Raw genomic sequence first — 23,913 nt, 5'->3', positions numbered from 1 at the left:
GGCGGCCTGCTTCTGTCTGCGCGGACCGGCGGAGAGCGTGATGGTCAGCGAGACGGCACAGACAGGATCATTCGGGTTCGATCAGGCGCAGCTTGCCGTCGAGCCATGGCAGCTGCCGCAGCGCCGGACCCATCACCTGATCGGCCACCAGCATGCGCATGGTGCGCGCCACGTCGCGCGGCACCCGGTCGGCCCAGTCGGCGGCAGCAAACAGCGCGATGGTGCGGGCAAAGGGCGTGAAGGGCAGCGGATGCGCCTCCAGCCGGTCATGCATCCGTGCCGCGCGCATGTAACCCAAGGGCGTGGTGATCGCCCAGCCCATGCCGCGCGCCACCAGCGTCATCAGCGACAGATGCGCGCCGATCTCGAACCGTTCGGGGAAATCCAGCTTGAGCCGGGCCAGATGCGCCTCGATCTGGCGCCCGATCATCTGGTCGCGGTCATAGCGCAGGAAGGGCAGCGCCCGCATCAGCGCATCTGGCCCGCCCAGTTCGGACATGCGGTCGCGCGGCGCCACAAGAATAAACGGATCGCGCGCCAGCGGATATTCGATGACCCCTTCCATCACCCCGCCGGGGCTGGCGGAAATGCCGATATGCAGGCTGCGCGCCCGCATCGCCTCGACAATCTCGTGGCTGGGGGCGGTGACCAGCTTGAACCGGCAGCGCGTCATGTTCTCGGCAAGGATGGTCACCAGCTGCGGGGTCACGTCATTGTCGAAATCGTCGATCACGCCAAGGTTCAGCACCGACAGATGGGTCAGATCCATCACCGTCAGTTCGTTCTGCGCCAGCCGCAGCTGGCCCAGCACCACCTGCGTGCGGCTCAGGAAACTGCGCCCCGCCGAGGTCAGCTGCATCGGGCGGCGGCCATGATCCACCAGTTCCGTGCCAAGCGCGGTTTCCAGATTGCGCATCTGCTGGCTGACGGCAGGCTGGCTGAGCCCGGTGCGTTCGGCGGCCTGCGCCACGGAGCCGGTGGCCGCCAGCGCCTCGAACACCTCGAGCCCGCGCAGCGTCACCCCTTTCATCAGCATCGGTCCTGCCTCCTTCCGGGCAGGTGCCGCACCTCCCGTCCTTTCGCTCTTCCTGAAACTCTGAAGCCCGCAGGTCAACACCAAACGCCATGCCCGTGACTTATCTTAAAACCGCTCCCGGCCTGCCGCCCGAAGGCGCCGCCGACATCAAGGACACCGTGCAGATCATGCTGGCCCGCCTGCGCGCGGGCGGCGAGGAGGCGGCGCGGGATTACGCGCGGCGGCTGGATGGCTGGCAGCAGGAGGTGGTGGTCCCCGAGGCGAGCCTTGCCCGTGCGCACCGCGCCCTGCCGGTGACGCTGGTCGAGGACATCGCCTATGCCCATGCCAATATCCGCGCCTTTGCCGAGGCGCAGCGCGGGTCGGTGCAGGAATTCGAGGTGGAGCTGCGCCCCGGCCTGCGCGCCGGTCAGCGGCTGATCCCGGTGGATTGCGCGGGCTGCTACGTGCCCGGCGGGCGCTATGCCCATATCGCCTCGGCGCTGATGACGGTGACCACGGCGCGCGCGGCAGGTGTGGCGCAGGTGGTGGCCGCCACCCCGCCCGGGCCGGAGGGCATCCCGCCCGCCGTGCTGCACGCGCTGCATCTGGCCGGGGCGCGGCGGGTGTTGGCGCTTGGCGGGGTGCAGGGGATCGCGGCGCTGGCCTTTGGCCTCTTCGGCGGGCCTGCGGCGGACATCCTTGCGGGTCCCGGCAATGCCTATGTGGCGGAGGCCAAGCGGCAGCTTTTCGGGCCGGTGGGCATCGACATGGTGGCGGGGCCGACCGATGTGATGATCCTTGCCGATGCCAGCGCCGATCCGCAGCGCGTCGCCGCCGATCTGGTGGCGCAGGCCGAACATGGCGCCACCTCCCCCTGCTGGCTGGTCACCACGCACCGCCCGCTGGCCGAGGCGGTGCTGGCGCTGGTGCCCCTGCTGGCCGAGGCCCTGCCAGAGCCCAACCGCGCGGCGGCCCGCGCCGCATGGGCGCAGATGGGCGAGGTGATGCTGGCCGCGAGCCCCGAAGAGATGGCGGACCTGGCCGACCGCTACGCCCCCGAACACCTGCACGTGATGGCCGCCGATCCGGGCTGGTGGCGCGGGCGGCTGCGCGCCTATGGCTCGCTGTTTCTGGGGGCGGAGACCACGGTCGCCTTTGGCGACAAGGCGGCGGGGCCCAACCATGTGCTGCCCACCGGGGGGGCGGCGCGGCATACCGGCGGGCTGTCGGTGCTGAAATTCCTCAAATGCGTGACATGGCAGCAGGCCGCCCCCGCCGCCCTGCCCGAGCTTGCCCGGGCCAGCGCCGCGATTTCCCGCGCCGAGGGCATGGAGGGCCATGCCCGCAGCGCCGAGGCGCGGCTGGTGCCGCCGCCGCATCTGCGCGCCTGCGGCTGAGCGGCGGGAGACGGGTTCAGAGCCCGGCGCACATGCCTTCGGCGCGGGTGACGAAGGCGCTGTAGCGGTCCCAGAAGTCGCGGTCGCGGCTGCGGTCGGACTGGCGCACTTCCTGCGCCTCGTGCGGGTCGCGGTAAAATCCGACCATGCGGCGCTGGTCGCCCGAGGTCAGGTCCACATTCGCCGCCGCCTGCACGCAGCCGCAAAGCGCCGGATTGCGCGCCTTGCGGTCCGAGGCCATGCAGGCCTTGCTGATGGGGCCGGAGGCGGTGCGCACCACCTGATACTCGCTGCCCGAGCGCGAGCCGCCGCCGCAGCCCGCCAGCACGGCGAGAATCGTCACGAGATAAATCGGTTTCATTGCTCTGAACTCTCTGCTCGATGCCCCTCGCGCGTCCTGCCGACACGTCTTGCGGAGCTTCACGGCAGGATGCCGCAGAATTGCGATATTTTCAATTCACCGATCCGTTGGCAGGCGGAAGAGGCCCCGCCTTTGCCGCCCAAGGCGCCGCCCGGGGCCGCTTCGCGGGCGGGGGCGCTGCCCCCGGCCACGCTGCCGCGTGGCCTCCCCCGGGATATTTGTGGTCAGAAGAAGCGGCAGGCCGCCGGATGGGCTTGCGATCCGGCTTGACCGGGAGCGGAATCCCTTACATATCCGGGCATCATGACCGATCTCGCGCACATCCGTAACTTCTCCATCGTCGCCCATATCGACCACGGGAAATCCACCCTGGCCGACCGGCTGATCCAGCTCACCGGCACTGTCGCGGAACGCGACATGCAGGAGCAAATGCTCGACTCGATGGATATCGAGCGCGAGCGGGGCATCACGATCAAGGCCAACACCGTGCGCATCGAATATCCGGCGCAGGACGGGCAGACCTATGTCCTGAACCTGATCGACACGCCCGGGCATGTCGACTTCGCCTATGAGGTGGCGCGGTCGATGCACGCGGTCGAAGGCTCGCTGCTGGTGGTGGATGCCACACAGGGCGTCGAGGCGCAGACGCTTGCCAATGTCTATACCGCCATCGATGCCGACCACGAGATCGTGCCAGTGCTGAACAAGGTCGATCTGCCCGCCGCCGAACCCGACCGGGTGAAGGAGCAGATCGAGGACGTGATCGGCATAGACGCCTCGCAGGCCTGCCTGATTTCCGCCAAGACCGGCGTCGGCATCCCCGACGTTCTGGAAGCCATCGTCAAGCGCCTGCCCCCGCCCCATGAGGGCGACCGCGACAAGCCGCTGAAGGCGATGCTGGTAGATTCGAAATACGACCAGTATCTGGGCGTGATCTGTATCGTGCGCATCATCGACGGCGTGCTGCGCAAGGGCGACCGCATCCGCATGATGAAGACCGGCGGCACCTATGACGTGGATGACGTGGGCGTCTACCGCCCCGCCATGACCGGCGTGAAGGAGCTTGGCCCGGGCGAGATCGGCTATCTCAACGCCTCGATCAAGCAGGTGCGCGACACCCGCGTCGGCGACACCATCACCCATGAACGGAAACCCTGCGCCGAGCCGCTGCCGGGCTTCAAGCCGTCGGTGCCGGTGGTATTCTGCGGGCTTTTCCCGGTCGATGCCAACGATTTCAACGACATGCGCGACGCGATCGAAAAGCTGGCGCTGAACGACGCCTCTTTCACCTACGAGATGGAAAGCTCGGCGGCGCTGGGTTTCGGCTTCCGCTGCGGCTTTCTGGGGCTTCTGCACCTCGAGGTGATCCGCGACCGGCTGGAGCGCGAATACAACATCGAGCTGATCACCACGGCACCGTCGGTGATCTACCATCTTTACACCAAGGACGGGGAACGGCGCGACCTGCACAACCCCGCCGACATGCCCGACATGACGACCGTGGACCATATCGAGGAGCCACGGATCAAGGCCACCATCATGGTGCCCGACGAGTATCTGGGCGACGTGCTGAAGCTCTGTCAGGACCGGCGCGGCATCCAGCTTGACCTGACCTATGTGGGCGGGCGCGCCATGGCGGTCTATGACCTGCCGCTGAACGAGGTGGTGTTCGATTTCTACGACCGGCTGAAATCGGTGACCAAGGGCTATGCCTCCTTCGATTACCATCTGGAAGGCTATCGCGAGGACAACCTCGTGAAGATGCAGGTTCTGGTGAATGACGAGCCGGTGGACGCGCTGTCCATGATGGTGCATCGCGACCGTGCCGAAATGCGGGGCCGCGCCATGTGCGAGAAGCTCAAGGAGCTGATCCCGCGCCACATGTTCAAGATCCCGATTCAGGCGGCGATCGGCGGCAAGGTCATCGCGCGCGAGACCCTGTCGGCCATGCGCAAGGACGTGACCGCCAAATGTTACGGCGGCGACGCGACGCGGAAGAAAAAGCTGCTGGAAAAGCAGAAGGCCGGCAAGAAGAAGATGCGCCAGTTCGGCAAGGTGGAGATTCCGCAGGAAGCCTTCATCTCCGCGCTGAAGATGGACAGCTGAGCCGCAGGTCTGCGTCTCTCCGGCGCCGGACCGCGGCGTTATGGACGTATGACTCCCCGCAGAGCCTGTCTGGCCTGCGGGGATTTGCGTTTTACCCTTGGCTCCAGTCTTCCCAAGGTGCCAGCGTGCCAAGGTGAGTGGCGTCGCTTGCGATGAACGTCTTCCGAGGTGCTAGAGGGGATGCCGCAGGTTTCGACGGAGGTCAATCCTGGGGAGTTCCAGCTTGCCGGGACGCGACCACCCCCACCCTCCGTATCCGCAACAGGCTGCACTTGACCCCTGCGGGAGTGCTGAAGCATCGCCGCCTTGGCTTCGACAGGGAGATCGGGCGCGTCGTCTTTGTCGAGATGGCCGCAGCCGGAACGCCCTAAGGTTCACGCGGTCGTGTCGGGGGGCCCTGTCATGGACCCTTCCCACAGACGCACAGCCAGAGGTAGAAGGGCACAGCCCCTTTTACCTTTGGATCCGCCATGTCCCGCCTCTGCCTTGCTCCGCTTCTGCTGGCGCTGTCGGCTGCCCCCGCCGCCGCGGCTGTCTGTGATTACCGGCCCAGCCGTCTGGTGGGCGACACCGTGGCGGGGGCTGCCGACCTTGCGGGCGGCGTGGTCGACCGGGTGGCGGATGGCGGGTTCTACACGCTGGTCAACACCACCAGCGGGCTGACCCTTCTGGGCACCAAGCTTGGCGCCGCCACCAGCAGCACCGTCGGCCTGATCGAAGGTGCGGGCGGCGCGGGCGGCGTGGCCTCGGTGGTGCTGAACCCGACGGTCTGGGTGCCCGCGCTGATCGTGGTGGCGGGGGGCGCCGGATATGAGGCGACCTGCGCGCTTTTTGTCGACGAGCGCATCACCGAATATGACGCGGTGCTGCAGGTCATGCGGGATTTTCAGGCGCATTCCGACCCGGCCTATTTCCGGCTGGAGGAAAACACGCTCAACCCGTTTATCGAAGTCTATGACGAGGCGGGCAAGCGGCACAGCTATCTGGTCGAGGATCTGTATATCGTCGACGGCATGCTGAAGCATCGCAGCTGGGGGCCGAACCGCCGCATCGGGCGGGTGGTCTTTGTCCCGACCGAGACCGAGATGGATGCGGCCCCCGTGGAATGACCAAGATAGAATGACAAAGGGCCGCGCCTTGCGGCACGGCCCCCTGTCACGTCAGCACCGGGCTGTCATTCCGTCATGGTGCCCTGCCCGTCTTCCGGGCCCTGACGGGTCTGCACCATCGCCATGATGCGTTCGTTCAGCTGCGGGTCGGCCTGCGCGGCCTGACCGATCTGGTTGTAGGTCGCGATGTCCATGCCATCGGTTTCCTCGACGGCGGAGGCCATCTCGGTCTGCGCCTCGGTGACCAGCGCCTGCTTTTCCTCGGGCGCTTCGGTGGCGTCGATGCGGGTCATGTAATCCTGACGCAGTTCCTGAACGCTCATCGCGGCGTCGACGAACGAGGTCAGCTGGTCATCGCTGAAATTCGCGGCGGGCGCTTCGGGCGCGGCCGGGGTTGCGGGATCGGCGGGCATGGCGTCCTGCGCCAGCACCGGCGCCATGGGGGCGGCGACGAGGGCGGCAATGACCGTGGATTTCAGCAGCATACCTGTGCGTTTCATCGATTGTCTCCTTCTCGACTTGCTTGGCCGCAGACCTGTCCTGCGGTGTCCCCCCAGAGCTAGGCAGCCCGGCGGCCCGCTGCAAAGGGTGGCACGCCCTGTGGTCCTGCGGCGGCGGCGAGCCGCCGGAACCGCCGCCCGCGACCGGCGGCAGACCGCGCAAAGGGAGCGCCGCAATGGAACCCTTTGCGCCCCCGTGTCACGGTCGCGCGGTCAGGCCAGCATCTGGCAGTCGCCGCAGACCGACACCGCCTGACCCGAGATGGTGCGCCCGCGCGGGCTGGTCAGGAACATGATCTGGTCGGCGATCTGCTCGGGCTGCACATATTCCTTGAGCGATGTGTGGGAAAAGGCCGAGGCCTCCACCTCTTCGAAGCTGCGGCCCTGCCGCTGCGCCTTGGCCTCCAGCACGCGGCGCTGGCGGTCCCCGGCGACAAGCCCGGGCAGGATGGCGTTGCAGCGGATGCCGTCGCGGCCCAGTTCGATCGACAGCGACTTGGTCAGCCCGATCACCCCCCATTTCGCCGCCGCATAGGGCGTACGCAGCGCGAAACCGACCCGCCCCGCCATCGAGGACAGGTTGATGATCGAGGCATTGCCGCTTTGCCGCAGCGCGGGCACGGCATGGCGCACGCAATGGAACTGCGAGGTCAGGCAGACAGTCAGGCAGGCTTCCCAGTCGGCGGGGTCGATTTCCTCCACCGGGCCGGTGGGGCCCGCGATGCCCGCATTGTTCACCAGCACGTCGAGCCCGCCCAGATGGGCCATGGCGGCAGTCATGAACCCGGCGATCTGGCCCGCATCGCCCATATCGGCCCGCTGCCGGAACACCTCGCCCGGCAGCGTCTCCAGCGCGGCCTCGTTGATGTCGCAGGTGGCGACGTGGGCGCCTTCGGCCAGATAGGCCTCGACAATGGCGCGGCCAATGCCCTGCGCGCCTGCGGTGACGATGACGCGCGCGCCCTCCAGTTCCAGCTTCATGGCATGATCCTCCTGCGGCTGTTGTCCGTGTCCATCGCGCCATGGGCGCGGATCAGGTCCGAGGCGACACGGATGTCCTCGGCAATGGCCTGCGCCGCCGCCGCGCCGTCGCGCGCGGAGAGCGCCTCGCAGAGCTGGCGGTGATGGGCGCGGGAATGGTGGGTGCGCGAGCGCGACATCTCCTCCTCCGAGGGCACGCCCGCCTCCACCCCGATGTCGAAATTGATGATCGGCCCGGCCTTGAGCCAGAGCATGGTGATCACCTCCATCAGTGCGGGTGATCCCGCCGCGCGATAAAGCGCAAAATGCAGATCCTTGTTGGCGGCCACGGCGGCGGCGCTGCCATAGGCGGCATCCAGCACCTCCTCGAACCGGTCGGCCAGCGCGAGGATCCCGGCGATTTCGGTGCGGCTCGCGCGGCTGGCGGCGAGCCGTGCCGCCTCGCCCTCGGTCAGCATCCGCACCTGCGTCAGATCGGCGAAGGCGTCCGAGGTCATCAGCGGCACCATCACCGCGCGTTTCGGTGACACGTCCAGCGCGCCGCTGGCGGCAAGGCGGCTCACCGCCTCGCGCACGGGCATCATCGACACTTCCAGCCGCTCGGCCAGATCGCGCAGCGACAGCCGGTCGCGCGGGCGCAGCGCGCCGGACAGCAGCATCTCGCTCAGCGTGTCATGCACCTGATCCGACAGGGTCTGGCGGCGCGCGGGGCGGATCTGATCCAGATTTTGCGACATGGCGTCGGGAACTCCTGTTGACTCGAAGGTGCCCCCTCTGCAACTGTGATCTCAGATCACAACAGAACGGGCAAGAAGGCAACCATTGATCTCCCGGCGGAGGAGGAAAGTCAGCCGGGAAAATCAGGGGCCACACCCCGCTGTGATCGTCACAAAGGGAGGAGACCCAAGATGACACTCAAGACCACCCGCAGGACCGTTCTGCGGACCGGCGCCGCCGGGCTCGCGCTGGGGCTGGCCGCTCCGGCCTATCTGCGGGCGCAGAGCGCCCCGCTGAAGATCGGCCACCTGACCCCCACCACCGGCTTTCTGGGGCCGCTTGGCGAATATGCCCAGATGGGCATCAAGCTGGCGGTGGAGCATATCAACGCCAATGGCGGCGCGGGCGGCCGTCAGGTCGAGCTGATCATGGAGGACAGCGTCAACCCGCAGACCGCCTCGACCAAGGCCGAACGCATGTTCGAACGCGATCAGGTCGATTTCATCATCGGCGAGATCTCCTCGGCCTCCTGCCTGACCATCAGTCAGGTCGCGGCGCGCTATGGCAAATGCTTCGTCAACACCGGCGGCAATTCCGACAGCCTGCGCGGGGCGGACTGCAACCGCTACATGTTCCATGTCGAGACGCAGAACTCGATGTATGTGAATGCCGAGGGCGAATATTTCGACGCGCAAGGCATGGTGGACGGCAAGAACTGGTACACGCTCAGCGCCGATTACGCCTTTGGCCATGACCTGCTCAGCGCGGCCAAGGCATTTCTGGACGCCAATGGCGGCGTGCTGGTGGGCGACGATCTGGTGCCGACGGATGCCACCGATTTCTCGTCCTACCTGCTGAAGATCCGGCAGGCCGAGCCGGATGTGGTCGCGCTGAACCTTGCGGGCACGCAGATCACCAACTTCTTCAAGCAATATGGCGAATTCGGGCTGGATTTCACGCTGGGCGGCTTTGGCTTCGACACCGTGTCGGCATGGGCGGCAGGCGCGCAGAACTTCCGCGGCACGTGGCCCAACGTCTGGAACCACCTCGTGCAGAATGACGCAAGCCAGGCCTTCGTGCAGGCCTTCAGCACCGCCTATGGCAAGCCGCCGGAAAACCAGGCCTGGGGCGATTACAACGCGGGGCTCATCATGGCGCAGGCCGTGACCGCAGCCGGAGAGGCGGGCGGCGACGCGCTGGTGGCCTATCTGGAAAGCCCAGAGGCGCAGTTCGACCTGATGAAATCGCGCAAGGGCTATTTCCGCCCCTCCGACCACCAGCTGATCCAGGAGATCTATGCCATCACCGCGCTGCCCGCCGGTGAGGCGCAGAACGAATGGGACATCTTCACCACCTCCGATCCGGTCCCCGCTGCCGATGAACCGCTGGAACGGCTCGCCACCAGCGTGACCGGCGGCACCTGCAGCTTCTGAGCGCCCGTTTTCCGCATCCGGGGGCGCGCAAGCCGCGCCCCCGACCCTGACCGGACACAAGGAGGCACGTCGCCATATGCTGGGGCTTTTTATCGCGCAGGTGCTGAATGGCCTGCTGGACGGCACCTATTACCTGCTGATCGCGCTTGGCCTGTCGCTGATCTTTTCGCTGGGCGGCATCATCAACCTTGCCCATGGGGCATTTTTTGCCATCGGCGCCTATCTTGCCATCCTCATCACGCCGGTCACCGGCTTTTTCGGCGCGCTGATCCTTGTGCCGCTGATCGTGGCGGGTCTGGGCATGGTGACCGAACGCACGCTGTTTACCCGGTTCTACCGCATCGACCCGCTCTATTCGCTGCTGCTGACCTTCGGGCTCGCCATGGTGATCGAACAGGGTCTGCGCTGGATCTTCGGCGCCTCGCCGCAAAGCTACAACATGCCCGACATCCTGCGCGGGCAGGTGTTCTTCGGCGATTTCATCTATTCGCGCTACCGCATCTTCCTGATCGCCGTGGCGGTGCTGGCCGTGGCCGGGCTGTGGGTGCTGCTCAACCGCACCGCCTTTGGCCGCATCGTGCGCGCAGGCGTGCAGAACCCCGAAATCGTCGGCAGCCTTGGCATTTCGCTGCGGCCCTACCTGTCGGTGGTGGCGGGCATCGCCATCGGGCTTGCGGGGCTGGCGGGCGTGCTGCTGTCGCCCATCTACACCATCCACCCCGCCATGGGGGCAGAGATCATCACGCTGGCCTTCGTGGTGGTGGTCATCGGCGGGCTGGGCTCGTTCTGGGGCGTCATCATCGCCGCCGTTCTGGTCGGCCTGACCAAGGGCGTGCTGGTGGCCGTGGGCCTGTCGTCCTGGTCCACCGCCGCCATCTATCTTCTGATGTTCGTGGTCCTGCTGCTGCGCCCGCGCGGCCTGCTGGGCGAACGCATCCTGCGATTCGAGTGATCCCATGCCCCGCATCCATCCGCTTCTGATCGCTGCCGCAGCGCTGATCGCCCTGCCCTTCGTCATCCTTGCCGCAGGCCTGACCTATACCTCCGCCACCGAGGTGGTGGTCTATGGTCTGGCCTGCATGGGGCTCAACATCCTTGCCGGGCGCACCGGGCTCATCAGCTTCGGCCATGGCGCGTGGTTCGGGCTGGGCGCCTATCTGGCCGGGCTCACCTCGCTGGCCATGGGTGGCGCCTTCCTGATCCCGCTTCTGGTGGCGGTGCTGGCCACCGGCGTGATCTCCGCCGCCTTCGGCGCGCTGATCCTGCGCCGCAGGGGGGTCTATTTCTCGCTCATGACGCTGGCGCTGTCGGCGCTTGGCTTTACCATCGCCTTCCGCTGGACCGAGGTGACCGGCGGCGAGAACGGTCTGGGCGGCATCGACCGGCCCAGCTTTGCCGGGCTCGATTTCGAGATGTCCGAACCCTATTACTGGCTGGTCGCCGCCATCGCCTTTGCCGTGCTGGTGCTGCTGTGGCGGTTCAACAATTCGCCGCTGGGATCGGTGCTGCTGGCCATCCGCGAGAATGAACAGCGCACGCGCTTTCTTGGCTATCCGGTGGACCGCTACAAGCTGGCGGCCTTCGTGCTGTCGGCCACCATCACCGCGCTGGCAGGCGTGCTGCTGCTTTACAAGAACCGCATGACCTCGGCAGAGCCGATGTCGGTGATCTTTTCCGGCGAACTGCTGGCCATGGTGGTCATCGGGGGGATGCGCAGCTTTATCGGGCCAGCCATCGGCGCGCTGTTCTACATCCTGTTCCGGGAATACCTGTCGATCTACACCGACAACTGGCTGTTCTGGTTCGGTCTGGTCTTCATGATCTTCGTGCTTTACGCCCGCGACGGGCTGGTGGGAATCCCCGGCCAGATCCGCCGCGCGCTGAACCCGCCCGCCGAAACCGGCGCCGCCATGGCCAACCGCCGGGCCGAAATCCGCCCCCTGCCCGATTTCCTGAAACCCGCAAGCCATAGCGAGGCACCGCTTCTGGTGGCGCGCGGCATCTCCAAGCAGTTCGGCGGGCTCAAGGCGGTGGACGAGGTGTCGATCTCGGTCCGCGACCGCAGCCTGCATGCGCTGATCGGGCCCAATGGCGCGGGCAAGACCACCGCCTTCAACCTGATGTCGGGGCTGCATACCCCCGATGGCGGCGAGGTGACGCTGGCGGGCCGACCGCTGTCAGGCCGCAGCCCCGAAGAGATCTCGGAGGCCGGGATCGGGCGCAGCTTCCAGATCACCAACCTGTTTCCGGCGCTCAGCGTGCGGGAAAACATCCGGCTTGCCGTGCAGGCCGGGGATCCGCGCCGCATGAACCCGCTGATCCGCGCCCGCAACCTTGGGCAGGTCAACGACCGCACCACCCAGATCATGGACTATGCGGGCCTGTCGGGCATGGACGAGGCCGAGGCGGGCGCGCTGTCCTATGGCGGGCAGCGGCTGCTGGATCTGGGGCTGGCGCTGGGGAACAGCCCGCGCATCCTGCTGGCGGACGAACCGCTGGCGGGCCTGTCGGTGGCCGAACGCGAACGGGTCGGGCTGCTTATCAAGGCGCTGAGCCGCGACATCCCGGTGCTGCTGGTCGAACATGACATCGACCGGGTGTTCGAACTGGCCGATCATGTCACGGTGATGAACGAAGGTCAGGTGCTGCTGGACGGCACCGTGGAGGAGGCGCGCGGCGATGCCCGCGTGCAGGAGGTCTATATCGGCTCCGGCACCTCCGCCGTGGCGGCCAAGCCGCGCGTCAGCGCCGTGCAGGACAAGGTGCTGCTGTCGCTCGACAAGGTGAATGTCAGCTATGGCAAAAGCCACATCCTCAACGATGTCAGCTTCGATCTGCGGCAGGGCGAAATCCTTGCCCTGCTCGGGCGCAACGGCGCGGGCAAGTCGACGCTGCTGAAATCGCTGATCGGCATCGCCCCGGTGGGCTCGGGCGAAATCCGGCTCGACGGGCGGGTGATCTCGGGCGAATCCTCGGCGGCGATGGCGCGGGCGGGCATTTCCTATGTGCCGCAGGGGCGCGGGCTCTTCGCGGGCATGTCGGTGCGCGACAATCTGGAACTGGGCCGGATCCAGCGCCGCACCGGCGAGGGCACGCACTGGTCGCAGGACCGCATCTTCGCCTATTTCCCCCGCCTGCGCGACCGCATCGACACGCCCGCCGATTACCTGTCGGGCGGCGAGCAGCAGATGGCGGCGGTGGCCCGCGCGCTGTCGGGCGACACCCGCGTGCTGTTGCTGGACGAACCGTTCGAGGGGCTGGCCCCCGCCGTGGTCGAACAGCTGTTCGACACCTTCGACCGGCTGCGGCAGGATGTGTCCATCATCATCGTGGACCATAACCTTGATCTGGCGCTGACGCTGTCGGACCGGACCGTGGCGCTGGAACGCGGACGCATCATTCACGAAGGCCCCTCCGCCGCGCTGGCCAGCGATCTGGACCTGCGGCGCAAGGTGCTCTGGCTTTGAAAGGACTATCCATGACCGACCCCGTTGCCATCATCGGCGCTGGCCTCATCGGCCGCTCTTGGGCCGCGCTCTTTGCCCGCGCGGGCCATCCGGTGCAGGTCTGGGATGCCGATCCCGGCGTGCTGGACCGCTTTGCCGCCGATATGGCCACGCTCTGCGACACGCTGGTGGCCGAAAAGCTGCTGACCGACCGCGACGCGACGCTCGCCCGCATCCGCACCTGCCCCACGCTGGAAGACGCGGTGGCGGGCGTGGCGCTGGTGCAGGAAAACGGCCCCGAACGGCTGGAGGTGAAGCAGGATCTGTTCGCCCGGCTGGATGCGGCGGCAGCACCCGGGACCATCCTTGCCTCCTCCACCTCCGCCATCGTCGCCTCGCGCTTCACCGAAGGGCTGGCGGGGCGGGCGCGCTGTCTGGTGGCGCATCCGGTGAACCCGCCGCATCTGGTGCCGGTGGTCGAGCTGTGCCCCGCGCCATGGACCGACAGCGCCACGCTCGACCGGGCAGAGGCGCTGTATCACGGCATCGGACAGGTGCCGGTGCGCATGACGGAAGAACGCGACGGCTTCGTGCTGAACCGCCTGCAGGGCGCGCTGCTGGCCGAGGCGATGCGGCTCTTGGGCGAAGGCGTGGTCAGCGTCGAGGGGCTGGACGCCACCATCAAGCACGGGCTGGGGCTGCGCTGGTCCTTCATGGGGCCGATGGAAACCATCGATCTCAACGCGCCCGGCGGCATCGTCGATTACATGAGCCGTTATGGCGGCTTCTACGCGCGGCTGGCCGAGGCGCCCGCCGGGCCAGAGGTCTTTGACGTGGCCAATGCCGAAAAGATCGCCGCAAGCTGGCCGCAGGACCGCAGCCCCGACCGCATCCGGGCGCGGCAGGACATCCGCGATGCGCGGCTGGCAGCGCTGCGCCGTCATTTCGCCGCCGAACCCACCCCAGATCAGAACTGAAGGACCAGACCCATGGCCAAACCCCGCAAGGTCATCATCACCTGCGCCGTCACCGGCGCCATCCACACGCCGTCGATGTCGGAACATCTGCCGGTCAGCGCCGCAGAAATCGCCGAAGCCGCGCTTGGCGCCGCCGAGGCGGGCGCCGCCGTGGTGCACCTGCACGCGCGCGACCCGCAGGATGGCCGCCCCGACCAGTCCCCCGAGGCGTTCACGCCGTTTCTGGGCATCATCAAGCAGGGCTCCAACGTGGTGGTGAACATCACCACCGGCGGCGCCCCCACCATGACCATCGAAGAACGGGTGCGCCCCGCCGCCACGCACCAGCCCGAGGTCGCCTCGCTCAACATGGGGTCGATGAATTTCGGGCTGTTCCCGATGCTCAAGCGCTTCCCCGATCTCAAGCACCAGTGGGAACGCGACTATCTGGCCAACAAGAACATCATCTTCAACAACAGCTTCGGGCAGGTCGAACATATCCTGACCACGCTGGGGCCGCTGGGAACCAAGTTCGAATTCGAATGCTACGACACCTCGCATCTTTATAACCTCAAGCATTTCCTCGACGAGGGGCTGGTGAAGGGGCCGCTGTTCATCCAGACCGTGTTCGGGCTGATGGGCGGGATCGGCGCCCATCCCGAGGATGTGCTGCACATGAAGCGAACCGCCGACCGGCTCTTTGGCGACCAGTATCGCTGGTCGGTGCTGGGGGCGGGCCGCAACCAGCTGCCCATCGCCGCCATGGCCGCCGCCATGGGCGGGCATGTGCGCGTGGGGCTGGAGGATTCGCTGTGGCTCGCCCCCGGCGTGCTGGCGCGCAGCAATGCCGAACAGGTGCAGAAGGCCCGCCAGATCATCGAAGGTCTGGGGCTGGAGATCGCCACTCCCGACGACGCGCGCGAGATCCTCGAGCTGAAAGGCCCCGACCGCGTGGCCTTCTGAACGGATCCGCCATGGCTCGGGGCGCAAGGTTTGCTCCCCCTCCCGCCCAAGGGCCGGCGGATCTGCCTCCGCCCCCGGTGCGCCCTTACGCGCCGGGGGCGATCCCGTTCAGGGCTTGCGGAAGAGCCGCGTCAGTTCGAACAGCGCATCCAGCCGTTCGAACCTGTCCCGCGCCTCGGGCCAGCGGTGTTCCTGCGCCGCCGCCACCAGCGCCTCGACCAGCGACAGGGTGGCGATGTTGCTGTCCCATGCCGACGGGATCTCCACCCAGCAGTTGAAGGTATGCGCGGCGACGCTGGCGATGGGGCTGGACCACTGGTCGGTGATCAGGATCACCTGCATTCCCCGTGCCTGCGCGATCTCGGCCAGCCGCAGCAGGTTTTCCTCATACCGGCGGATGTCAAAGATCAGCAGCGTGTCGCCTTCGGTCATGTCCAGCACGTAATGCGGCCATGTGGCGGAGGAGGAGGTCAGATGCGTGACCCGCGCCCGGATCGCCTGAAAATGGGTAAAGGCATATTCCGCAAGGGACCGGGTGATGCGCCCGCCCACCACGTAAAGCCGCCCCTCCGGCGAGGCGAGCCGTGCCGCCGCCGCGTCGAACTGCGCGGTGTCCACATGGGCGAAGGTCTGGCGCAGGTTCTGGGTCACCGCCTCGGCGAAGCGGTTCAGCAGATGCGAATCCGGCGCCTCCGCCGCCCAGACCGCGCGCCGCGCCTCGGGGCCCGACACCTTGGCCTGCAATTCGCCCAGCAGGGCGGCATGAAAGGCGGGATAGCCCTTGAAGCCCAGCTTCTGCACCATGCGCGCCACGGTCGGCGTCGACACGCCCGCATTGGCCGCCGCCTGCGTGATGGAGGACAGGCCCGCGCCGGGGTAATCGTCCAGCAGGGCCTGGGCGAACTTGCGTTCCGACTGGGTCAGCTGGGCGTGGTGTTCGCGGATCAGCTGGCGCACGGTGCCTGACGGTGTGGTCATCGGCGGCCTTTCCCGGATGGTTTTTTGTGCAGTTCCCCGCGCGCCGTGCAGCCTGCCCACAACCACGCTCCGGAAACTGGAAAATTATTGACGCAATATTTTCGGCGTGGAAAGGTTTTTCCAGAGCAGAGGGGATCAGCCGTGACCGCCACGACGGAAACAGCCTTTCAGATCATCAACGAGACCGGGCGCGGCCCTGCCGTGCTGCTGTGCGAACACGCCTCGGCGCTGATTCCGCCAGAGTATCACGGATTGGGACTGGCAGAGGAGGATCTGCACAGTCACGCGGTCTGGGATCCGGGCGCGCTGGCGCTGGCCGAAGCGCTGTCCGCCGCCCTTGACGCGCCGCTGGTGGCGGGGGCGGTGTCGCGGCTGGTCTATGACTGCAACCGCCCGCCCGAGGCGCCGTCTGCCATGCCCGAACGCAGCGAACGCATCGCGGTGCCGGGCAATGCCGGCCTGTCGCCCGAGGCGCGGGCGGCGCGCGTGGCGCAGGTCTATACCCCCTTCTGCGACGCGGTGGACCGGGTTCTGGCGGCCCGGCAGGCGCAGGGCACGCCCTTTGCGCTGGTCACGCTGCACAGCTTCACCCCGCTCTGGCACGGCACCCCGCGCGAGGTGGAACTGGGCCTGCTGCATGATGCCGACAGCCGTCTGGCCGATGCCATGCTGGACCATGCGCCCGCCCTGCCCCACCGGATCCTGCGCCGCAACGCGCCCTATGGCCCCGAGGATGGCGTGACCCATTCGCTGCAGCGTCACGGCCTGCGCCATGGCCTGCCCAATGTGATGATCGAGGCGCGCAACGACCTGCTTGCCGATGCCGCAGCGGTAGAGGCCATGGCGGACGAGCTGCTGGCCCTGCTGCGCCCCGCCCTTGCCACGCTGGGACTGACGGAGGCGCATCATGCCTGACGCCCTGCGCGCCTATGTGCGCGGCATCGACGCCATGAACCGCGCCATCGGGCGCTGCGCCATGTATCTGCTGTTTGCGCTGATCGGCGTGCTGCTGTGGTCCTCGGTGTCGAAAACCTTCTTCACCCCCACGCTCTGGACGCTGGAAACCGCGCAGTTCATCATGGTGGGCTATTACATCCTTGGCGGGCCCTATGCGATGCAGATGGGCTCCAACGTGCGGATGGATTTCTTCTATGGCGACTGGTCGCCGCGCCGCAAGGCCATGGCCGATGTCATCACCATCTGGTTCCTGATGTTCTATCTGGGCGTGCTGCTTTACGGCGCGATCAGTTCCACCGCCTATTCGCTGGGCTATTTCGGCACCGAACCGTTCAGCTTTTTCGCCGATCTGGCGCGCGCCTTCGTCACCGGCGGCCCCGCCGCCGCCTCCGAGGTCATGGGCCATATGGAGCGCAGTCCCAGCGCGTGGCGCCCCTATGTCTGGCCGGTCAAGGTGGTGCTGTGCCTTGGCGTCGCGCTGATGATCCTGCAATGCACTGCGGAATTCTTCCGCGACATCGCCCGCCTGCGCGGGGAGGAGATCTGATGTCGCAGGACATGATCGCAATCGTCATGTTTTCGGGCATGATGGGGCTGCTGCTGACCGGGCAGCGGGTGTTCGGCGCCATCGGCTTTGTCGCGGTGATCGCGGCGCTGCTGCTCTGGGGGGATCGCGGCGGCTTTGATCTTGGCTTTGCCGCCTCCATCAAGCTGATGAAATGGTATCCGCTGCTGACGCTGCCGATGTTCATCTTCATGGGCTATGTGCTGAGCGAAAGCCGCATCGCCGACGATCTTTACAAGATGTTCCATGTCTGGTTGGGCGGGCTGTCGGGCGGGCTGGCGGTGGGCACCATCGGGCTGATGGTGCTGATTTCCGCCATGAACGGGCTTTCCGTCGCGGGCATGGCCATCGGCGCCACCATCGCGCTGCCGGAACTGCTCAAACGCGGCTATGACAAGCGCATGGTCACGGGGGTGATCCAGGCCGGATCCTCGCTGGGAATCCTCGTGCCGCCCTCGGTGGTGCTGGTGCTTTACGCCATGATCGCGCGGCAGCCGGTGGGGCAGCTGTGGCTGGCGGGCATCGTGCCGGGGCTGATCATGGCGGCGGCCTTCATCATCTACATCGTGATCCGCTGCAAGCTGAACCCCGCACTTGGCCCGATCCTGCCCAAGGCCGACCGGGACCTGCCGCGCGCCGAAAAGCTGCGGCTGCTGACGGCAGGGCTGCTGCCGCTGGGCATCTTCGCGGTGATGATGGTGCCCTTCATCAACGGCTGGACCTCGCTGGTGGAAAGCTCGGCCATCGGCGCGCTGGCGGCCTTTGTCGCGGCGGTGCTCAAGGGCCGCATGACGCGCGAGGTGTTCGAGAATTCGGTGCGCAACACGCTGGGCGTGACCTGCATGTTCATGTGGATCATCCTTGCGGCGCTGGCCTTTGGCGCGGTGTTCGACGGTCTGGGCGCGGTCAGCGCCATCGAGACGCTGTTCACCGACCAGCTCGGGCTCAGCCCGTGGGTGATCCTGATCCTGATGCAGCTCAGCTTCATCGTCATGGGCACCTTTCTGGACGACACCGCGATGCTGGTGATCGTGGCGCCGCTTTACGTGCCGCTGGTGGGGGCGCTGGGCTTCGATCTGGTCTGGTATGGCGTGCTGTATACCATCACCTGCCAGATCGCCTACATGACGCCGCCTTTCGGCTACAACCTGTTCCTGATGCGCGCCATGGCCCCGCCCGAAATCGGCCTGCGCGACATCTACACCTCGATCATCCCGTTTGTGGCGGTCATGATCGTGGTGCTGGTGATCATCATGATTTTCCCCGATCTGGCGCTGTGGCTGCCGGATCTGGTCTACGGCAAGTAAGCCCAAGACCCCCGGCCCAACGGGGGCAGAGACGTCAAACCACCAACAGGAGAGACAGAAATGACCCTTTCACGACGCAAGATCCTTGCCGGGGCAGCGCTTGCCGCCCCCGCCGCCCTCGCCGCCCCGTCGGTGGGCCGCGCGCAGGAGCCGATCCGCTGGCGCTTCCAGACCTATGCGGGTGCTGCCCTTGGCGAACATGTGACCAAGCCCATCATCGACGCCATCAACGCCGCAGCCCAGGGCGAGCTGGAGATCGAGCTTTATTACGCCGACCAGATCGTGCCCACCGGCGAGCTGTTTCAGGCGCTGCAGCGCGGCACGCTGGATGCGGTGCATTCGGATGACGACAGCATGGCATCGCCCACGCCGATGCGGGTCTTTGGCGGCTATTTCCCCTTTGCCACCAAGCACATCCTCGACGTGCCGGTGCTGTTCAACCAGTATGGGCTCGCCGACATCTGGCGGGCGGAATACGAAAAGGTCGGCGTCACATGGCTGTCGGCGGCCGGGCAGGATCCGTGCAACTTCAACACCAAGAAAGAGGTGACAAGCCTTGCCGATCTGGAAGGGCTGAAGCTTTACACCTTCCCCACGGCGGGCCGCTTCCTGTCGCAGTTCGGCGTGGTGCCGGTGAACATCCCCTATGAAGATGCCGAAGTCGCGGTGCAGACCGGCGAGCTGGACGGCATGGCATGGTCCGGCATCACCGAGGATTACACCGTGGGCTGGGCGGATGTGACCGACTATTTCCTGACCAACAACATCTCCGGCGCGTGGATCGGGTCGATCTTCGTCAACCAGCAGCGCTGGGCCGATCTGCCCGACCATCTGAAGGAACTGGTGATGGCGGCGATCAAATCCGCCGACACCTATCGCAACCAGTGGTACTGGGGCGGCGAGGCGCGGCTGCGCGCGCGCGGCGACAAGCTGGAACTGCGCTCGATCCCGCCCGAGGAGTGGAAACAGGTCGAAGACGCCGCCATCACCTTCTGGGACGAGATCGCGCAGGAAGGCGAGGTGCATCAGAAGGTCGTGGACATCTTCCGCGACTATAACGATGTGATCAACCGCGCCGGTCCGCCCTATACGTTCTGATCCGCACTTTCTGACCAAGGGGCCCTCCGCCTGCGCGCGGAGGGCCCGCATGACCGATCCAAGGAGCAGCCGATGACCGGCACATTGACACTCGACCAGATCAAGACCGCCGCAGAGCGCGGCGAGATCGACACGATCCTCGTCTGCATCGTGGACATGCAGGGGCGGCTGCAGGGCAAGCGGTTCCATGTCTCGAACTTCATCGAGCATGGCCATGTGGAAACGCATTGCTGCAACTACCTGCTGGCCACCGATCTGGAGATGATGACGCCGGACGGCTATGCCACCACCTCCTGGGCGGCGGGCTATGGCGATTACGTGATGAAGCCGGATCTGTCGACGCTGCGTCTCGTGCCATGGCTGGAGGGCACCGCCATGGTGCTTTGCGACGTGATGGATCACCACCACGCGCCCGTGCCGCAGTCGCCGCGCCAGATCCTCAAGGCGCAGGTGGACCGTGCCGCAGCGCTGGGGCTTGCGCCGATGATGGCGACGGAGCTGGAGTTCTTCCTTTATGCCCGCTCCTATGACGCGATCCGGCACAGCGGCCACCGCGATCTGGAACCGCTGACCCCGTTCAATCAGGATTATTCGATCCAGTTCACCAGCCGCGAAGAATATGTCATGCGGCCCATCCGCAACCATCTGGTCGCCATGGGCATCCCGGTGGAAAGCACCAAGGGCGAGGCAGAGACCGGGCAGGAAGAGCTGAACATCCGCTATGCCGACGCGCTGACCTGCGCCGATTACCACACGATCGCCAAACACGCGATCAAGGAGATCACCCATCAGAAGGGCCATGCCGCCACCTTCATGGCCAAATGGCGCGCCGACAAGGTGGGCAGCGCCGCGCATATCCACCAGTCGCTGTTCAAGGGCGGCAGCAACGTGTTCCATGACGCCGAGGCCGCGCATGGCATGTCCGCGACCATGCGCAGCTATGTGGCGGGGCTGCTGAAATACGCGCCCGAGGTCACGCTGCTGCTGGCACCCTATGCCAACAGCTACAAGCGCTTCGTGCCCGGCACCTTTGCCCCCACCAAATCCGCGTGGTCGGTGGACAACCGCACCGCAGGCTTCCGTCTGGTGGGCGAGGACACCAAGGGCGTGCGCATCGAATGCCGCATCCCCGGATCGGACATGAACCCCTATCTTGCCTGTGCGGCGCAGCTTGCGGCGGGGCTGGCCGGGATCGAGGAAGGGCTTGATCTGCCCGATCCCGTCTCCGGCGATGTCTATGCCATGACCGATGTGCCCGACGTGCCCGCAAGCCTGCGCACCGCCACCGAGGCCTTTGCCGGATCGGCGATGCTGCGCGCCGCTTTCGGCGATGCGGTGGTGGATCACTACGCCCATGCCGCCCGGGTCGAGCAGGCCGATTTCGACCGCGCCGTGACCGATTACGAACTCGCCCGCGGGTTCGAGAAAGCCTGAACGAGGACAGACATGACCACCCTCACCTGCGTCTCTCCGATCGACGGATCGGTCTTTGCCACCCGCGAGGCGCTGCCTCTGGAGGCGGCGCGGCAGGCCGCCCGCCGCGCCCGTGCCGCGCAGGCCGCATGGGCCGCGCGCCCGCTGGCCGAACGCACGGCACTTGTCATGGCCGGGGTTGCCGCCATCGGCGAGATGAATGACGAGATCGTGCCGGAACTGGCCCGGATGATGGGCCGCCCGGTGCGCTACGGCGGCGAATTCCGCGGCTTTCACGAACGCGCCGCCTATATGGCGCAGATCGCCGAACGCGCGCTGGCCGACATTCAGGTGGGCGAGGATGCCACCTTCCGCCGCTTCATCCGCCGCGTGCCGCAGGGCGTGGTGCTGGTGGTCTCGCCGTGGAATTACCCCTACATGACCGCGATCAACACCGTGGCCCCCGCGCTGATCGCGGGCAATGCCGTGGTGCTGAAAGGCGCCACGCAGACGCTGCTGGTGGGCGAACGGCTGGCGCGCGCCTTTCACGCGGCGGGCGTGCCAGAGGACGTGTTCCAGAACGTCTATCTGGACCATGACAGCACGGCGGCGCTGATCGCCGGACGGGCCTTCGATTTTGTCAATTTCACCGGATCGGTGGGCGGCGGTCAGGCGGTGGAACGCGCCGCGGCGGGCACCTTTACCGGGCTGGGGCTGGAACTGGGCGGCAAGGATCCGGGCTATGTCATGGAAGATGCCGATCTGGATGCCGCCGTCGACACGCTGATCGACGGGGCGATGTTCAATTCCGGGCAGTGCTGCTGCGGGATCGAACGCATCTATGTGCAGGAAAGCCTGTTCGACGCCTTTGTCGACAAGGCGGTGGCCGTGGTCAAAGGCTACCGGCTGGGCAATCCGCTGGACGCGGAGACCACCATCGGCCCCATGGCCAATACCCGCTTTGCCGCCGAGGTCCGCGCCCAGATCGACGAGGCGCTGGCCATGGGCGCCCGCGCGCATATCCCGACCTTTGCCGAAGATGACGGCGGCGCCTATCTGACCCCGCAGATCCTGACCAATGTCAGCCATGACATGCGGGTGATGCGCGACGAAAGCTTCGGCCCCGTGGTCGGCATCATGCCGGTCAAGAACGATGCCGAGGCGCTGGCGCTGATGAATGACAGCCCCTTCGGGCTGACCGCCTCGCTCTGGACCGGCGATGTCGACCGCGCCATCCGTCTGGGCGATGCGATCCAGACCGGGACGGTCTTTCTCAACCGCGCCGATTATCTGGATCCCGGTCTGTGCTGGACCGGCTGCAAGAACACCGGACGCGGCGGGGCGCTGTCAGAGATCGGCTATCACTCCCTGACCCGTCCCAAATCCTACCATCTCAAGAAGGTGACCCAATGACGCTGACCGCCAACTGGTCCTATCCCACCGCCATCAAGTTCGGCGCGGGCCGCATCGCGGAGCTTCCCGCCGCCTGCGCGCAGGCGGGCATCACGAAACCGCTGCTGGTGACGGATCGCGGGCTGGCCGCCCTGCCCATCACCGCGCAGACGCTGGAAATCCTGCGCGCGGCGGGGCTTGATGCCGCGATCTTCGCCGATGTCGATCCCAACCCGAACGAGCACAACCTTGCCGCCGGGGTCGCCGCCTATACTGCGGGCGGCCATGACGGCGTGGTGGCCTTTGGCGGCGGCTCGGGGCTTGATCTGGGCAAATGCGTGGCCTTCATGGCCGGGCAGACCCGCCCGATCTGGGATTTCGAGGATATCGGCGACTGGTGGACCCGCGCCGATGCCAGCGCCATCGCCCCCGTGGTGGCGGTGCCCACCACCGCAGGCACCGGATCCGAAGTGGGCCGCGCCGGGGTGCTGACCAATTCCGTCACCCATGAGAAAAAGATCATCTTCCATCCGAAGATGCTGCCCGCCGTGGTGATCTGCGATCCCGAACTGACCGTGGGGATGCCGAAGGCCATCACCGCCGGCACCGGGCTTGACGCCTTTGCCCATTGCGTGGAGGCGTTCTCCTCGCCCTTCTATCACCCGATGAGCCAGGGCATCGCGCTGGAAGGCATGCGGCTGGTGATCGACTACCTGCCCCGCGCCTATGATGACGGCACCGATCTGGAAGCGCGCGCGCAGATGATGAGCGCCGCCGCCATGGGTGCCACCGCCTTCCAGAAGGGGCTGGGCGCGATCCATGCCATGAGCCATCCGATCGGCGCGCATTTCGGCACGCATCACGGCACCACCAACGCCGTCTGCATGCCCGCCGTGCTGAAGTTCAATGCCGAGGCGATCCGCGCGCGCTTCGACCGCGCCGCGCCCTATCTGGGGATCGACGGCGGGTTTGACGGGTTCTGCGCCTTTGTCGATGCGTTCAACGCCCGGCTGGGCGTGCCGCAAGGCCTCTCCGCGCTTGGCGTGACCGAGGCGGCGATCCCGGCGCTGGTCGAAGGCGCCATCAAGGATCCGTCCTGCGGCGGCAACCCGGTGGCCCTGACCGAGGCCAATCTGGCCGAGCTGTTCCGCGCGGCCCTCTGATCCGGCCTGACTGAACCGGGACGCGCCCATATGCGGCGCGTCCCGGCCCCGGC

The 23,913-nt window shown here is 66.6% G+C and carries 21 protein-coding genes; 15 read left to right on the top strand and 6 right to left on the bottom strand.

Annotated elements, in window-relative coordinates; all coding sequences use genetic code 11:
• Positions 1–67 precede the first annotated feature (67 nt).
• Positions 68–1,036, bottom strand: coding sequence for a LysR family transcriptional regulator (locus tag VK682_RS12865; RefSeq protein ID WP_230797149.1), 969 nt, complete (start codon positions 1,034–1,036; stop codon positions 68–70).
• Between the two features lie 89 nt (positions 1,037–1,125).
• On the opposite strand from VK682_RS12865, the gene hisD reads away from it, so the two are divergent.
• Positions 1,126–2,415, top strand: coding sequence for a histidinol dehydrogenase (gene hisD, locus VK682_RS12860; RefSeq protein WP_089844504.1), 1,290 nt, complete (start codon positions 1,126–1,128; stop codon positions 2,413–2,415).
• A gap of 16 nt (positions 2,416–2,431) precedes the next feature.
• Here the strand turns inward: hisD and VK682_RS12855 are convergent, their stop codons facing one another.
• Positions 2,432–2,776 (bottom strand): hypothetical protein, encoded by a 345-nt coding sequence (locus tag VK682_RS12855; protein ID WP_089844506.1) that lies wholly within the window; start codon positions 2,774–2,776, stop codon positions 2,432–2,434.
• Between the two features lie 303 nt (positions 2,777–3,079).
• Between VK682_RS12855 and lepA the strand changes: the two genes are divergently transcribed.
• Positions 3,080–4,882 (top strand): translation elongation factor 4, encoded by a 1,803-nt coding sequence (lepA, locus tag VK682_RS12850; protein ID WP_089844508.1) that lies wholly within the window; start codon positions 3,080–3,082, stop codon positions 4,880–4,882.
• A gap of 470 nt (positions 4,883–5,352) precedes the next feature.
• Positions 5,353–5,991: a hypothetical protein gene (locus VK682_RS12845; protein WP_324782035.1), complete on the top strand. Its 639-nt coding sequence runs from the start codon at positions 5,353–5,355 to the stop codon at positions 5,989–5,991.
• A 65-nt stretch (positions 5,992–6,056) separates the two neighbouring features.
• Here VK682_RS12845 and VK682_RS12840 read toward each other — a convergent pair whose 3' ends face one another.
• From VK682_RS12840 to VK682_RS12830, 3 genes are all read right to left on the bottom strand, one after another.
• Positions 6,057–6,491, bottom strand: coding sequence for a DUF4168 domain-containing protein (locus tag VK682_RS12840; protein WP_230797152.1), 435 nt, complete (start codon positions 6,489–6,491; stop codon positions 6,057–6,059).
• A gap of 213 nt (positions 6,492–6,704) precedes the next feature.
• Positions 6,705–7,472, bottom strand: coding sequence for an SDR family oxidoreductase (locus tag VK682_RS12835; protein WP_230797153.1), 768 nt, complete (start codon positions 7,470–7,472; stop codon positions 6,705–6,707).
• Entirely contained in the window at positions 7,469–8,209 is a 741-nt protein-coding gene (locus VK682_RS12830; protein ID WP_230797154.1) for a GntR family transcriptional regulator, read from the bottom strand. The genes VK682_RS12835 and VK682_RS12830 overlap by 4 nt, the downstream gene beginning before the upstream one ends.
• 171 nt (positions 8,210–8,380) lie before the next feature.
• On the opposite strand from VK682_RS12830, the gene VK682_RS12825 reads away from it, so the two are divergent.
• The 5 genes from VK682_RS12825 to kce all read left to right on the top strand — a co-directional run bounded on the left by VK682_RS12825 (position 8,381) and on the right by kce (position 14,987).
• Positions 8,381–9,622, top strand: coding sequence for an ABC transporter substrate-binding protein (locus tag VK682_RS12825; RefSeq protein WP_230797155.1), 1,242 nt, complete (start codon positions 8,381–8,383; stop codon positions 9,620–9,622).
• Between the two features lie 76 nt (positions 9,623–9,698).
• A complete protein-coding gene (locus VK682_RS12820) occupies positions 9,699–10,574 on the top strand; it encodes a branched-chain amino acid ABC transporter permease (protein ID WP_089844520.1) in 876 nt (291 codons plus the stop codon).
• Between the two features lie 4 nt (positions 10,575–10,578).
• Positions 10,579–13,089, top strand: coding sequence for a branched-chain amino acid ABC transporter ATP-binding protein/permease (locus tag VK682_RS12815; RefSeq protein ID WP_324782034.1), 2,511 nt, complete (start codon positions 10,579–10,581; stop codon positions 13,087–13,089).
• 11 nt (positions 13,090–13,100) lie between these two features.
• Entirely contained in the window at positions 13,101–14,045 is a 945-nt protein-coding gene (locus tag VK682_RS12810; protein WP_230797157.1) for a 3-hydroxyacyl-CoA dehydrogenase, read from the top strand.
• 12 nt (positions 14,046–14,057) lie between these two features.
• Positions 14,058–14,987 (top strand): 3,5-dioxohexanoate:acetyl-CoA acetone transferase, encoded by a 930-nt coding sequence (gene kce, locus VK682_RS12805; RefSeq protein ID WP_324782033.1) that lies wholly within the window; start codon positions 14,058–14,060, stop codon positions 14,985–14,987.
• A 108-nt stretch (positions 14,988–15,095) separates the two neighbouring features.
• Here the strand turns inward: kce and VK682_RS12800 are convergent, their stop codons facing one another.
• On the bottom strand, positions 15,096–15,965 hold the full coding sequence (locus VK682_RS12800) for a MurR/RpiR family transcriptional regulator (RefSeq protein WP_230797159.1): 870 nt from the start codon (positions 15,963–15,965) through the stop codon (positions 15,096–15,098).
• Positions 15,966–16,106: 141 nt separating this feature from the next.
• Here VK682_RS12800 and VK682_RS12795 point away from each other — a divergent pair, with 141 nt between their 5' ends.
• From VK682_RS12795 to VK682_RS12765, 7 genes are all read left to right on the top strand, one after another.
• Positions 16,107–16,880: an N-formylglutamate amidohydrolase gene (locus VK682_RS12795; RefSeq protein ID WP_324782032.1), complete on the top strand. Its 774-nt coding sequence runs from the start codon at positions 16,107–16,109 to the stop codon at positions 16,878–16,880.
• Positions 16,873–17,469: a TRAP transporter small permease subunit gene (locus tag VK682_RS12790; RefSeq protein WP_230797161.1), complete on the top strand. Its 597-nt coding sequence runs from the start codon at positions 16,873–16,875 to the stop codon at positions 17,467–17,469. The genes VK682_RS12795 and VK682_RS12790 overlap by 8 nt, the downstream gene beginning before the upstream one ends.
• On the top strand, positions 17,469–18,794 hold the full coding sequence (locus tag VK682_RS12785; protein ID WP_324782031.1) for a TRAP transporter large permease: 1,326 nt from the start codon (positions 17,469–17,471) through the stop codon (positions 18,792–18,794). Before VK682_RS12790 ends, VK682_RS12785 begins: the two co-directional genes overlap by 1 nt.
• Positions 18,795–18,854: 60 nt before the next feature.
• Positions 18,855–19,892 carry a TRAP transporter substrate-binding protein gene (locus VK682_RS12780; protein ID WP_089844536.1) on the top strand — a complete coding sequence of 346 codons (1,038 nt, stop codon included), beginning with the start codon at positions 18,855–18,857 and terminating at the stop codon, positions 19,890–19,892.
• A 72-nt stretch (positions 19,893–19,964) separates the two neighbouring features.
• Entirely contained in the window at positions 19,965–21,326 is a 1,362-nt protein-coding gene (locus VK682_RS12775) for a glutamine synthetase family protein (RefSeq protein ID WP_324782030.1), read from the top strand.
• Between the two features lie 12 nt (positions 21,327–21,338).
• On the top strand, positions 21,339–22,718 hold the full coding sequence (locus VK682_RS12770; RefSeq protein ID WP_324782029.1) for an aldehyde dehydrogenase family protein: 1,380 nt from the start codon (positions 21,339–21,341) through the stop codon (positions 22,716–22,718).
• Positions 22,715–23,860 (top strand): iron-containing alcohol dehydrogenase, encoded by a 1,146-nt coding sequence (locus VK682_RS12765; RefSeq protein ID WP_230797166.1) that lies wholly within the window; start codon positions 22,715–22,717, stop codon positions 23,858–23,860. The genes VK682_RS12770 and VK682_RS12765 overlap by 4 nt, the downstream gene beginning before the upstream one ends.
• Positions 23,861–23,913 lie beyond the last annotated feature (53 nt).

This window comes from Salipiger marinus (assembly GCF_035481585.1).
GTDB classification, from domain to species: domain Bacteria; phylum Pseudomonadota; class Alphaproteobacteria; order Rhodobacterales; family Rhodobacteraceae; genus Salipiger; species Salipiger marinus.
Note: the sequence above shows the minus strand (reverse complement) of the source record. Positions and strands in the feature narration are given on the sequence as shown.